The following is a 12,694-nucleotide window of genomic DNA, read 5'->3' as shown; positions in this document are numbered from 1 at the left end:
GCGTCACCAACATAAATAGGCTGCGGGCACTGCCCGCGCCACCCGCGTGCCCTTAAATGGACGCGTTGTGACTATTCATGTGCTGTCCGCGGACCACCGCTTCGCTCCCCTCGATGACATCGCCAGGCTCTCCGGCGCGACCGACCTGGGCCCCACGCTCATGCGATCGCTACCGCACGCCCGCGGAGTCATGGTCCTGCGCACCTGCAATCGGGTCACCATCTACGTCGACGCCCCGGCCTCGACCGACCCTCACGCGCTCAAGGACGCGGTGGAGCGCGAGCTCGCCACCGCCTCGCACAGTCCCCGCGCCGACGTGCGCCTGCGCCACCTGTGGGGCCGCGACGGCCTCGTCGACCTGTTTGCGACGGCATCCGGGCTGGAATCAATGGTCGTCGGCGAGCGCGAGATCGCCGGGCAGATGCGCCGCGCCGCGCGCACGGCCTGGGAGGACGGGACCCTCAGCTGCGACCTGGGGCGCGCCGCCGAGCGGGCGTCGGCCGCATCGCGCCGCGTCGCCACCGAGACCGGACTGGCCGGGGCGGGCCGTTCGGTCGTCGCCGTCGGCCTCGACATGGCTGCGGCTCACCTGGGGCGGTGGGAGGCCACGCGCGTGCTCATCGTCGGCACGGGCGCCTACGCGGGGGCGACCGTCAGCGCCCTGGACGCGCTTCGCGCATCCGACGTGTCCGTCTACTCGACGTCGGGGCGCGCCCGCGAATTCGCCGAGGGACGAGGCATCGGCTGGGTTGACGGCACCGACCTTACCACCGCCCTGACGCGCGCCGACCTGGTCGTGACGTGCCGGGGACTGGGAAGCCCCATCCTGACCCGCGACATGGCCGCCGCCTCCGGGCACACCGTCGTCCTGGACCTGGCCCTCATGCGCGACACCGACAACTCCGTCGGCTCGCTCCCGAACGTGACGCTTATCGACCTGCCGACCATCCAGGCCTCGGTCCCGGCCGCGGATGCCGACGCGCTGAATCACGCCCGCGCCATCATCGACGAGGAGGTCTCCTCCTTCGAGCGAGGCCTCGGCGCCCGATCCATGGACCCGGTCGTTCGGCACCTGCGCTCGCGCGTCTTCCGCATCGTCGAGGAGGAGATCAACCGCCTCGGCGACGCCCCCCTGTCGACCGACGACGCCGCGCGGGCGCTGCGCCACCTGGCCGCGCGCCTCATCCATAACCCGACCGTCATGGCGCGCCGGGCAGGCGAGGAGAGCCAGCAGGAACGCTACCTGGAGGCCCTCGGCGTGGTCCTCGGCATCGACGAGGCCACCCTGGCCTGCTGCGACAATGCTGGCGCGCACGCTTTCTCGCCCGATAGTCACGGGTTCCACCCTCACACTGTCACACCGAAAGTTGCCAATTTATTTCAAAAGTGAAATACTGCAACGTTCACTCCCAACGGTGAAAGGTATTAACGATGTCCACCCCGAACTACGGTGGCCAGCCCGGCCCCAACGGTCAGTTCCAGGGCCAGGTGCCCCAGCAGGGCGCCTACAACCCCCAGTTCCAGGGCCAGGCACCCGTGCCCGGCCCCAACGGTCAGTTCCAGGGCCAAGTCCCCGCGCCCGGCCCCAACGGTCAGTTCCAGGGCCAGGTCCCCGCGCCCGGCCCCAACGGTCAGTTCCAGGGCCAGGTGCCCGCACCCGGCGAGAAGAAGAGCCGCGGAAAGATGGCGGCCATCATCTCCGTCATCGTCGTTGCCGTCCTGGTTGTCGTCGGTGGCGGCGCCTTCGCGCTCAGCCGCTTGGGTGGTGGCGGCTACAAGAGCCCCGATGCCCTGGCACAGGGCATCGATTCCGCTTTCGCGAAGAACTCTCTCGTGTCGTTGGCGGGCGCCGCGTCGCCCGAGGAGCTCAACGCTGCGACGGCCTGGCAAAAGGACTACAAGCACAACGGCGGCACCGATTGGTCCAAGCTGATGGACCTGAAGGCCCTCAAGGACTACGTCGACCAGATCGACATCAAGAAGTCCGAGATGGAGTACACGGTCGACACCAAGTCCGATCAGGTGGCACTCATCACCATCACGAAGTGGGAGGGTGACGTTGAGATCAAGCCGGAACTCGCCGACAAGATCCGCGAGCACTACAAGGAGGCCAAGGGCTCGGACCTGACGGCCAACGAGTCGCAGGCCTTCGACAAGATGAAGCAGGAAATCCAGAACAACCCGGTCTCCTCCGGTAACGTCCTGAAGAATTTCCCGAACAACAAGCTCACGCTCGTCTCCGTGAAGGAAGACGGCAAGTGGTACCTGTCCGGCTACATGACGGTCGCCGAGCAGTTCCTGGGAACCGGTTCGGCTCAGCCGAACTACTCCGCGAACTTCACCGACGTCAAGGGCGCTTCCTCTCCCGAGGAGGCGGTGTCGGGCATGGTCGACGCCCTGCGTAACGGAGGGAGCATCGGCAGCGAGGACGTCTACCGCTACCTCGACCTGCCCGAGCGCCGCGTCGCGGCGGTCTACGGCGGCGGATCGTCCTCGTCCGGGTACTCCGCGTCCGGCATGGGCGGCAGCGGCGTGCAGGTGACGTGGGGCCTGAGCTCCACGAAGGTCTCGGGCGGCGCGATCGTCAACCTCGGCACGACGTCCATCACCATGGGCCAGTACAAGGTCGAGTTCAACGGCGATTCGCTGACGGTCTCCTACCCGGACACCGACACGCGTACATTCAGGACGACCACCAAGACGATGACCACCAACTACACGGAAGGCCTCGTCAACCCCGAGCGCCTCGGAGTGTTCACCGTGGAGGACGCCAACGGCTGGCACGTGTCACTCGTGCGCACCATCGGTAACCTCAACCTGCTGGCCGCCAGCGACGACGCGGTCAACCAGGCCATCGACGGACTGTGGTCTGCTACCGGCTCCCACGACGTCGACGTGTCCAAGGACGAGATGCGTGACCTCGCGCTGAACAACAAGCCCGTCGGCGCGCTGCTGGTCATCGGCTGGAACTTCGCGAAGAACATGAAGTGACGCAGCCGTAGCCAGGGGGGTGGGAATCCGCAACGGGTTCCCGCCCCCTTCGCGTATCTGCCCGGGGGCGCGCCGCGTGGCCGACACCACCCGGGGCCCGGGCGTGCGCCGGCGCCCGTCTCATCGGCATCGCTCGTCGTCGCGAAGCTGCCAGGTCGGTCCTTACACTGGAAGAATGAGCACCCAGAAGAACGAACCGCGCGCCCTCGCCCTCGGCGTTTCCTGCTACGTGATCTGGGGTTTCTTCCCCCTGTACTTCTCGACGCTCTCCCCCGCCGGCGCCGTCGAGGTCATCGTCCACCGCGCGGTGTGGGGCCTCTTCTTCTGCCTGGTCGCGCTCGCCCTAACGGGTTCACTGGGGAAGATCCGCGCGCTGATCGCCGACCGGGGAGCCCTGTGGCGCCTGGCGGTGGCGGGCGCGCTCGTCGTTGTCAACTGGTCGGTGTACGTGTACGCGGTCCTCGCCGGCCACACGACGGACGCGGCGGTCGGCTACTTCATCAACCCCCTCGTGACGGTTGCGCTGGGCCTCATCGTGCTGCGCGAGCGCGTCACGCCGATCCAGAAGGTCGCCCTGGCCCTCGGCGTGCTCGCCGTCGTCATCCTGGTCGTCGGCCAGCGCTCGGTCCCCATCGTCTCCCTCACGCTCGCCCTCACGTTCGGCCTGTACTCCCTGGTCAAGAAGGACGTGGCCGCGCGCGTCGACCCGCTCGCGGGCATGGCGATCGAGACGGCGGCGGTCTCACCCGTCCTGCTGGGCTACTACGCGTACCTGGCGGCCACGTCCTCCACGTCCTTCCACACGATCGCCGCTACCGACGAGGCCGGGGTGTCCTGGCCCCTTCACCTGGCCCTCCTGGTGGGCGCGGGTGCGCTGACGATGATCCCGCTCATCATGTTCGCCTCGGCGGCAAGGGGCCTGACCCTGGGGACGATGGGTTTCCTGCAGTACCTGGGGCCCACCCTGCAGCTCCTCGTCGCCGTGTTCATCTTCCACGAGGCCGTGCCAATGTTCCGCTGGATCGCGATGGGCGTCGTGTGGGTGGCGTTGGCGTGCCTGAGCGCTGACTGGCTGCTCTCCTCGGTTCGCGCCAAGCGCCTGGCGCGCGCCGCGCACCGGGACTGAGCCAAGGCCTGCCACGCCGGGCACGCCGGGATAGGGAACCGGGCCTCACCCTGCACGCTCTCCTTTTGGCCCCATGAGGTAACGCGCCCCGAAATTTCGCATGCAATTCGATTGGCTGACGTTTCAACAACGTCTGAAAACGTCGGAATTTCAACGACGTAAATTCAAAGTTTGAAACAGTGGCAGGGGAATTGCATGCGACATTGGTCGTGGGCTCAGTAATGAGGGTCCGAGAGCCCGGATGCGAAGTGAGCCTGACCCCACCGGTGTGGAGGGCGCCGGAGGGTCCGGAGGGCACGGGCGGGCTTCGAGATCGACCACTCCGAGCCGTAGGCTCGCGTGTGGCGATCTCGCGGGCGGCCGGGCCCGGAGGCGCCCGGAACACCAGCGGTGCCACAAGCAACAACATGCAGCGCCAACGGCGAGCGGGCGGCCGGGCCCGAAGGCGCCCGGAACATCAGCGGAGCACACCAAGCAGCCCGAGCCAGCAAGCGGGCAAACCGCCCCTTACTCTCCGACGCCGGGCTCCGGGCGGCCCGTGTAGTTGACGAAGCGCGCCATGTCGCCCTGGAAGAGTGCGGTGACGGTCGCGGTCGCGCCCGCGCGGTGCTTGGCGACGATGATGTCGGCCTCGCCGGGGCGGTCTTCCTTGTCGTAGTAGTCGGGGCGGTGCAGCAGGATGATGATGTCCGCGTCCTGTTCGAGCGAGCCGGATTCACGCAGGTCACTCATCATGGGCTTGCGGTCGGTGCGCCCTTCCGAGTTACGGTTCAGCTGCGCGACCGCGATGACGGGGATGTCGAGGTCCTTGGCCAGGAGCTTCAGGTTTCGCGACATCGCGGAGACTTCCTGCTGACGCGACTCGACCTGGCGGCCGCTCGTCATGAGCTGGAGGTAGTCGATGACGACGAGGCCCAGGTTCTCTTGCTGCTTGAGGCGGCGGCACTTCGAGCGGATCTCGGAGATCGTGATGTTCGCGGAGTCGTCGACGAATAGGGGGGCTTCGCTTATGCGTGAGGTGGTTTCGGCGACCTTGCGCCAGTCGACGTCGCTCATTTTGCCGGCCTGCATCTTGGACAGGCGCACGCCGGACTCGGCGGAGAGCATGCGCATCGCGATTTCCTGGGAGCTCATTTCTAGCGAGAAGATGAGCGAGGTGATGCCGTGCTTGATGGAGGCCGAGCGGCAGAAGTCCAGGGCGAGCGTGGACTTACCCATGGCGGGTCGGGCGGCGACGATGATCATCTGGCCGCCGTGCAGGCCCTGGGTGAGTTCGTCGAGGTCGGTGAAGCCTGTGGGTACGCCGTTGAGCTTGCCCTGGTTCTTCTCGATGTCCTCGAGCGCGTTGAGGATGTCCGAGCTCATCTGGTTCATGGATACGTAGTCGCTGGTTTCGCGCCCGTCGGAGACGGCGTACACCTCGGCCTGGGCCTGGTCGACGATCTCGTCGACGTCGCCGCCGGCGTCCGCGTAACCGAGCTGGACGACGCGCGTGCCCGCGGTGACGAGGCGGCGCATGATGGCGCGTTCGCGCACGATGCGCGCGTAGTAGGCGGCGTTCGCGGCGGTGGGCACGGAGGCGATGAGGCTGTGCAGGTAGGCGGCGCCGCCCACCTTCGACAGGACGCCCGCGCGCTTGAGTTCGCCGGCGACGGTGATCGCGTCGGCGGGTTCCGCGCGGCCGTTGAGCTCGACGATGGTGTCGAAGATGGTCTCGTGGCTGGGCTGGTAGAAGTCCTGCCCGCGCAGTATCTCGGAGACGACGTTGGCGGCCTCGGTCGTCAGCATCATGGACCCGAGGACGCTCATCTCCGCGTCGATGTCCTGCGGGGGGACGCGGTCGAACTGGTCGTCGGACATCGTGATCCTCTCGGGTGCGGTGGCTTGCCTGGACGAGGCCGGGGCCGGGTTCGGCGGCCACAAACGGCCTGTGGCCCTGTGGATACAGAGCCGTCAGGCGAAGACTAACGCGTTGTAGGCGATTGCGCGACCGACGCTGTGCACGGACATGTGCACATATTGTGGATAACCTGTGCACAACGCCGATTGAGCCTGTGCACAGGGTTTAATGACCGCTCTGTCAGGGCAGATATGCTCATCACAGTCACATCGTTGTCATTCATTGAGCTGTCTAGAATTCCTGTGTGCACTGATATCCACAGACCTGTGCACATGTTGTGGATAAGAAGCGGAGCGTGTTATGAGCAGCAATCGTGGAGCGGCCACCCCGTCCTCCCCGTCGCCCGACGAGGGGGCCACGGCCTCGTCGATGCCGACGATCACGACGGGCAAAATCCTGTCCCTGGCCCTGCCCTCCCTGGGCGCGCTCATCGCAGAGCCGCTGTTCACCGTCATCGACTCCACGATGGTCGGCCACCTGGGCACCCCGCAGCTGGCGGGCCTGGGCATCGCGTCGACCGTCCTGAACACCGCGGTCGGCCTGTTCATCTTCCTGGCCTACTCGACGACCTCGCTGGCGGGGCGCCACCTGGGGGCCGGGCGCCGCGACCTTGCGATCCGCTCGGGGGTGGAGGCCATGTGGCTGGCGGGCGGCCTCGGCGCGTGTGCGGCGATCCTCCTGGCCATCTTCGCCTCGCCCCTGCTCACTTGGCTGGGCGCCGACGCGGCCACCATGCCGCACGCCCTGGCGTACCTGCGCGCCTCCGCGCCCGGCCTCGTCGGCATGTTCGTCGCCCTGGCGGCCACCGGCACCCTGCGCGGCCTGCAGGACACGCGCACCCCGCTGGTCGCCGCCTCCGTGGGCGCGGCCTTCAACGCGGCGGCCAACTGGACGCTCATGTACCCCCTCGGCCTGGGGGTCGCTGGGTCCGGCCTGGGCACCGCCATCACGCAAACCCTCATGGCGGCCTTCCTCGGGTGGATCGTCGTGCGCGCCGCCCGCCGCCAGGGCGTGAGCCTACGCCCCTCCACCTCCGGCCTGTTTGGCGCGGCGCTCGAGGGGGCACCCCTGCTCGTGCGCACCCTCGCGCTGCGCGTCGCCCTCCTCGCCACCCTCGCGGCCGTCACCGCGATCTCCACGCAGGCCCTGGCCGCCCACCAGATCGTGTGGACCCTGTGGAGCTTCGCCGCCTACGTCCTCGACGCCCTCGCGATCGCCGCGCAAGCCCTCGCCGGCTTCGCGTCCGGAACCGGCGAGCGAGGCGCGATCCAGCCCCTCCTGCGCACGCTGGCGCGCTGGGGACTCAGCTTCGGCACGGCCGTCGGCGTCGCCCTGGCCTTCACCGCGCCCTGGATCACGCGCATCTTCACGACCGACCAGACCGTCATCGACTACGCAACCGTCGCCATCATCGTCGGCGCCCTCTTCCAGCCGATCGCCGGCTACGTCTTCCTCCTCGACGGCGTCCTCATCGGCGCGGGGCGCGGGCGCTACCTCGCGGGCGCGTCCGTCCTCAACCTCCTCGTCTACGCGCCCATCCTGTGGCTCATCGCCCACTCCGCCACGCTCACGAGCTCCCCGTCCGTGGCCCTCGCCCTGGTCTGGCTCGCCTACTCCGCCGTCTACACGGGCATGCGGGCACTCACCAACGGCTACGGCGCGCGCTCCCTATGACCCGACTTACGAGGCCGGGGCCGGCCCGGGCCACCGCGCCCGGTTCCGCTCGCCTGGGCGCCCCGACGAGCCGGCCACGGCCTCGTGCCGCGATCCCCGAAACGCGACGGGACATGCCCTGGCGAAGCCGCACCCACCCGTGTAGACTGGGCAGCTGGACTATCCGCACCCGCGGCCGGTCCAGCAGGCCCCCCGGGGCCATACGCAACGCCCTCCTGTCACGGACCGTCCGTGACCGTAAAGACCATAGGAGGTGGGAACCAACGTGCGTAACTACGAACTGATGGTGATCCTCGATCCTTCGATCGACGAGCGCACCGTCGCCCCCACGATGGAGAAGTACCTGGCGCCCGTGGCTGCCAACGGCGGATCCGTCGAGAACGTTGATATCTGGGGCAAGCGTCGCCTTGCTTACGACATCCTCAAGCGTTCTGAGGGCATCTACGTCGTCATCGACATGACCACGACCCCCGAGGTCGCTCTTGAGATCAACCGCCGCATGGGCATCGACGAGACCATTCTCCGCACGAAGCTCCTGCGCCCCGACGCTCACTGAGCCGACACCACCCCTAAGCCCGAGGAGCCGACATGGCCGGAGATACCGTCATCACAGTCATCGGTAACCTGACCGCTGACCCCGAGCTGCGTTGGACGCAGTCCGGTGCCGCAGTCGCCGATTTCACGGTGGCCTCCACCCCGCGAACCTACGACCGTAACGCCGGCGAGTGGCGCGACGGCGACACTCTCTTCATGCGCTGCTCCGTGTGGCGCGACACCGCTGAGAACGTCGCCGAGTCGCTGCGCAAGGGTATGCGCGTCATCGTTCAGGGTCGCCTCACCCAGCGCTCGTACGACACCCAGCAGGGTGAACGTCGCACGGTCGTTGAGCTGCAGGTCGACGAGGTCGGCCCCTCCCTGCGTCGCGCACGCGCGCAGGTCACCCGCACCACCCCCAGCGGTGGTGGCGGCTACCAGTCCGACAACCGCGGCCAGCAGCAGGGCGGCTACCAGCAGGCAGCCCCCCAGGGCGGCGGCGGTTACGGCGGCGGCCAGGGTGGATACGGCCAGGGCGGTGCCAACTACGGCGCACCGACCGGCGGCTCCCCCGAGGACCCGTGGCGCAGCGCCCCTTCCGGCGGCTCCACGTCCTTCGGCGACGAGCCCCCGTTCTAAAGTCGCGCGCCCCGGCTCTCGCGCCGGATGGCGCCACGTCGAAGACACCACGCTTGGGGCGGGATGACCCGCCCGGATTCACTAGGAGACCATCATGGCGAAGCCCCAACTTCGCAACAAGCCCATCAAGAAGAAGGCCAACCCGCTGAAGTCGGCCAAGATCGACAAGATCGACTACAAGGACACCGCCCTGCTGCGCAAGTTCATCTCGGACCGCGGCAAGATCCGCGCCCGCCGCGTGACCGGTGTTTCCACGCAGGAGCAGCGCAAGATTGCTCGCGCCGTCAAGAACGCGCGTGAGATGGCTCTGCTGCCCTACTCCACGACCGGCCGCTGATAAGGGAAGGACACAGCTGATATGGCTACCACGAAACTGATCCTCACCCACGACGTCCCCAACCTCGGCCACGCCGGCGAGGTCGTCGAGGTCAAGGCTGGCTACGCCCGCAACTACCTGGTCCCCCGCGGCTTCGCCGCCAAGTGGACCGCTGGCGCCCAGAAGCAGATCGACCAGATCGCCGCTGCCCGCCGTCGTCACGAGATCGCCACGATCGACGACGCCCGCGTCGTGCGCGACGCCCTGCAGGCCGCCGTCGTCGAGGTGTCCGGCAAGGTCGGCACCTCCGGTCGTCTCTTCGGCGCTATCTCCGCTGCGACGATCGCTGACGCGGTCAAGGAGCAGCTGGGCCAGACCATCGACCGTCGTCGCGTCATCATCGCCTCGCCCATCAAGGCTGCCGGCGACTACACGGTGACCGTCGGCCTGCACCCCGAGGTGTCCGCGACCCTGAAGGTTCGCGTTATCGCCACGAAGTGACGGCTTCACGCATCGGTTGAATGCTGAAGGGGTGGCCCCCGCTCATGCGAGCGGGGGCCACCCCTGTGCTATGCCCACTGAGCCTGCTGTGAGCTCTGGGAGTGCTGGGCCCCAGCATGTCATGCTGGGCCTGACGGGCCGTTCAGGGCGTCACGAGGAGCACGGTCGGGCAGGGAGCCACTCGCATTGGTTTCTACGCGGATAGGTTGTGCAGATAGGGATAGGTTATTCACTTGCGGATAGGTTATTAAGCTATCCGGATGTTCATAACCTATCCGGATCGTCATTTCCTATCCGCGTGCACGGCGTGAACCAGCTACCGCGACAAGGATCGGCGCACGGCACTGTTCAGCGCTCGCAGAGCACACGCACAGGGCATTCCAGCGCGACGCACGCGGCGATAAACACGCACCAGCAACATGAAGGCCCGAGACCTCTCCCCAACGCGCGAGCCTCTCCGCACACAGTGCGGGCCCCGAGGATCCTCCTCGGGGCCCGCACCATCGCAGCGAGGCGGCGCTAGGACGCGCGGCTAGTTTCTTCGGCCGCCGTTATTGTTGCCGCCGCCGTTGTTCCCGCCGCCGGTGTTATTGCCGCCGCCGGTATTCCCGCCGCCGTTGTTATTGCCGCCGCCGTTGTTATTGCCGCCGCCGTTGTTCCCGCCGCCGTTATGATTCCCGCCGCCGGTGTTGCCGCCGTTACCGCCGCCGGTGTTGCCGTCCTCGTCGGACTCCTTCGTCGGCTCAGCCGAGGGGGTCGCCTCGGGGGTCGGCGTCGCAGTCGGCTCGGACGAGGACTGCGGGGCCTCGCTCGTCGCGGTCGGCACGGGCGTCGGAGCGTTGTTCTGGACCTTGCGGTTCGACTCGACCTTCCACGGGAAGTCATCGCCCGGCAGGTCCGCGGTCGCCGGCTTCATGTAGTCGATCCACACGTCCACCGGCCAGTCGCCGCCGTGGAACTGATCCAGGCCACCCACGTCATCCAAGGGCACAGAGTTACCATCAGCATCCGACTGGTACATCGACACGGCGGTCACCATGCCGGGCACGAAACCGATGAACTGCGCGGACAGCTGGTCCGAAGAGGTACCGGTCTTGCCCGCGGTCACCAGGCGCGCGATCGAATTGTCGACGCGGTTAGCCGTGCCATCACCCTTCGTGACTGCCTCGAGGGCCGGCATGATCGACGAGACCTCCTCGACATCGAAGACGCGCGTGGGCTCAACGTCACCCGAGTACACGAGCTTGTTGTTGGAATCCTCAACCTTCTTCACAATGTGCGGAGTGACGCGCTGGCCACCGTTCGCGATCGTCGAGTACGCGGTCGCCAAGTCGATGTTGTGCGGCGAAGAGGGGCCCAGCACGTTGAGGAGCTCATCGTTCAAGCCCACCGTGTCCTCGGGGATGCCCGCGTCGATCGCGGCCTTCATCGTATTCTCCGGCTCCACGTCATCATTGAGTCCCACGAACACCGTGTTCATCGAGTACGCGGTCGCCTTCACGAGGGTGACGTTGCCGAAAGAATAGCCACCGTCATTCGACACGGGGGTCCCCATGCCTCGGAAGTACTGCGGCGACTTACCCGAATAGGTGTCGTACACCGTGCCACCCAGGCGCGCGTTCGCCAGGAGCGCGAACGGCTTGAAGGAAGAACCCGCCATCGCGATATCCTGCGTCACCGCGTTCTGCTGGCGCTTCTCGTAGTCGGCGCCCGCATACTCGGCGAGGATCTCGCCCGTCTCAGGATCCATCGACGACAGGGCGACGTGCTGGTACGTGGGATCCCAGCCATCGACCTCGTTCATGCCCTCGGCGGCGGCGACAGCCTGCTCCTGGTGCTCCTTGTCGATCGTGGAGGTGATACGCAGGCCACCCTGGCCGATCCTGTCCTCGTCGAACTGTCCGGAGGCCAGCAGCTCCTCCTTAACCTGGGCCATCAGGTAGCCGTTCGTACCCGTCATCGACGCGCTATTGAGCGTGTCGGGGTCGATCGTCTCGGGGAACACGGCGGCGTCACGCTCGGATTGGCTCAGCCACCCGTCCTCGACCATAAGGTTCAGGTCACGTTCCCAACGCTCCTTCGCCTTATCCGGGTTCACGGCGGGATCCCACGCGGAAGGCGCGGGAATGACGGCGGCCAACAGTGCAGACTCGGACAGCGTCAGCTGATTGGCGCCGTGGCCGAAGTAGGCCTGCGCGGCCGCGTCAATACCGTAGGCGCCACGACCGAAGTAGATCGTGTTCATGTACGCGCCGATGACCTCGTCCTTGGACTTCTCGCGGTTGATCTTAATCGCCAAGACCGCTTCCTTGAGCTTGCCCGTGTACGACGTGGTCTCGCCCATGTAGTAGCGCTCAACGTACTGCTGCGTCAGGGTCGAACCACCCTGGCGCGCGCCGCCGCGCAGGTTGTTGACGAGGGCACGGAAGATGCCCTTCAGGTCGACGCCGTTGTTCGTGTAGAACGTGCGGTCCTCGGAGGCGACGATCGTCCTGGGCACATAGTCGGGCAGGGTCGTCGTGTCGATGATCTGCCTGTTGATGTCGCCGAGGGTGCCCATCTCGGTAGTGCCATCCGAGTAGTAGACGGTGGTCTTCTGCGCGAGCGCCAGGTCATCCGGCGCGGGGATGCTCAGCGTGTTGTACAGGTACAGGAACACGGCCATGCCTGCGATGAAGATACCCAGGAAGATGGTCAGGATTCCGAAGCCAATGCGCTTGACCCAGCGGAAACGCTTCTTCGCGGGACGCTTCTTGTCACTCGACGAGGCCTTGGCGGCCTTCCTCGAGGAGCGCGACGAGCGTCGCGAGGGCAGGGAGTCCCGCCCGGACGCGCTGTGCTTGTCCGGTTCGACGATGTCGTTCCAGCTGGATTTTCCGTTGCTAGTCGCCACGTGTTCGCCCTTTCAGCGGATTGTTGTACCCCTAGGTTAACCATGTTTCCTGAAAGAACCCCAAAGTATGAATACAAACACAGGGGGGTGGGTGCGCGTTGCGGCGCACTCACCCCCCTG

General features: G+C 66.8%; 10 protein-coding genes. 8 read left to right on the top strand and 2 right to left on the bottom strand.

Features of this window, described 5'->3' with window-relative positions:
* The first annotated feature begins 67 nt into the window (after positions 1-67).
* The 3 genes from QU663_RS00095 to rarD all read left to right on the top strand — a co-directional run bounded on the left by QU663_RS00095 (position 68) and on the right by rarD (position 4,117).
* Positions 68-1,390: a glutamyl-tRNA reductase gene (locus tag QU663_RS00095; RefSeq protein WP_304990598.1), complete on the top strand. Its 1,323-nt coding sequence runs from the start codon at positions 68-70 to the stop codon at positions 1,388-1,390.
* 41 nt (positions 1,391-1,431) lie between these two features.
* Positions 1,432-2,991 carry a hypothetical protein gene (locus QU663_RS00090; RefSeq protein WP_304990597.1) on the top strand — a complete coding sequence of 520 codons (1,560 nt, stop codon included), beginning with the start codon at positions 1,432-1,434 and terminating at the stop codon, positions 2,989-2,991.
* A gap of 175 nt (positions 2,992-3,166) precedes the next feature.
* Positions 3,167-4,117 (top strand): EamA family transporter RarD, encoded by a 951-nt coding sequence (gene rarD, locus QU663_RS00085; protein WP_021611405.1) that lies wholly within the window; start codon positions 3,167-3,169, stop codon positions 4,115-4,117.
* A 507-nt stretch (positions 4,118-4,624) separates the two neighbouring features.
* Here the strand turns inward: rarD and dnaB are convergent.
* Positions 4,625-5,977: a replicative DNA helicase gene (dnaB, locus tag QU663_RS00080; protein ID WP_021611404.1), complete on the bottom strand. Its 1,353-nt coding sequence runs from the start codon at positions 5,975-5,977 to the stop codon at positions 4,625-4,627.
* Between the two features lie 340 nt (positions 5,978-6,317).
* Here dnaB and QU663_RS00075 point away from each other — a divergent pair, with 340 nt between their 5' ends.
* From QU663_RS00075 to rplI, 5 genes are all read left to right on the top strand, one after another.
* Positions 6,318-7,691: an MATE family efflux transporter gene (locus QU663_RS00075; protein ID WP_034480821.1), complete on the top strand. Its 1,374-nt coding sequence runs from the start codon at positions 6,318-6,320 to the stop codon at positions 7,689-7,691.
* 265 nt (positions 7,692-7,956) lie between these two features.
* A complete protein-coding gene (gene rpsF / locus QU663_RS00070; RefSeq protein WP_009058013.1) occupies positions 7,957-8,247 on the top strand; it encodes a 30S ribosomal protein S6 in 291 nt (96 codons plus the stop codon).
* A 32-nt stretch (positions 8,248-8,279) separates the two neighbouring features.
* Complete coding sequence (locus tag QU663_RS00065; protein WP_009058016.1) at positions 8,280-8,864, top strand: single-stranded DNA-binding protein; 585 nt, start codon at positions 8,280-8,282, stop codon at positions 8,862-8,864.
* Between the two features lie 94 nt (positions 8,865-8,958).
* Positions 8,959-9,201, top strand: a complete 243-nt coding sequence (gene rpsR / locus QU663_RS00060) for a 30S ribosomal protein S18 (RefSeq protein WP_007589142.1) — start codon at positions 8,959-8,961, stop codon at positions 9,199-9,201.
* Positions 9,202-9,222: 21 nt separating this feature from the next.
* Entirely contained in the window at positions 9,223-9,681 is a 459-nt protein-coding gene (gene rplI, locus QU663_RS00055) for a 50S ribosomal protein L9 (RefSeq protein ID WP_021611400.1), read from the top strand.
* A 532-nt stretch (positions 9,682-10,213) separates the two neighbouring features.
* Here rplI and QU663_RS00050 read toward each other — a convergent pair.
* The gene (locus QU663_RS00050; protein ID WP_034481075.1) at positions 10,214-12,574 is read right to left on the bottom strand and encodes a transglycosylase domain-containing protein; all 2,361 of its coding nucleotides are present in this window, start codon (positions 12,572-12,574) and stop codon (positions 10,214-10,216) included.
* Positions 12,575-12,694 lie beyond the last annotated feature (120 nt).

Source organism: Schaalia sp. HMT-172 (genome assembly GCF_030644365.1).
GTDB lineage: Bacteria > Actinomycetota > Actinomycetes > Actinomycetales > Actinomycetaceae > Pauljensenia.
This window is presented reverse-complemented; position numbering and strand designations above follow the sequence as displayed.

Coding starts and splice junctions, on each gene's coding strand:
- rpsR (WP_007589142.1), top strand. CDS start 8,959: ATGGCGAAGCCCCAACTTCGCAACAAGCCCATCAAGAAGAAGGCCAAC.
- QU663_RS00090 (WP_304990597.1), top strand. CDS start 1,432: ATGTCCACCCCGAACTACGGTGGCCAGCCCGGCCCCAACGGTCAGTTC.
- rplI (WP_021611400.1), top strand. CDS start 9,223: ATGGCTACCACGAAACTGATCCTCACCCACGACGTCCCCAACCTCGGC.
- rarD (WP_021611405.1), top strand. CDS start 3,167: ATGAGCACCCAGAAGAACGAACCGCGCGCCCTCGCCCTCGGCGTTTCC.
- QU663_RS00075 (WP_034480821.1), top strand. CDS start 6,318: ATGAGCAGCAATCGTGGAGCGGCCACCCCGTCCTCCCCGTCGCCCGAC.
- QU663_RS00065 (WP_009058016.1), top strand. CDS start 8,280: ATGGCCGGAGATACCGTCATCACAGTCATCGGTAACCTGACCGCTGAC.
- dnaB (WP_021611404.1), bottom strand. CDS start 5,977: ATGTCCGACGACCAGTTCGACCGCGTCCCCCCGCAGGACATCGACGCG.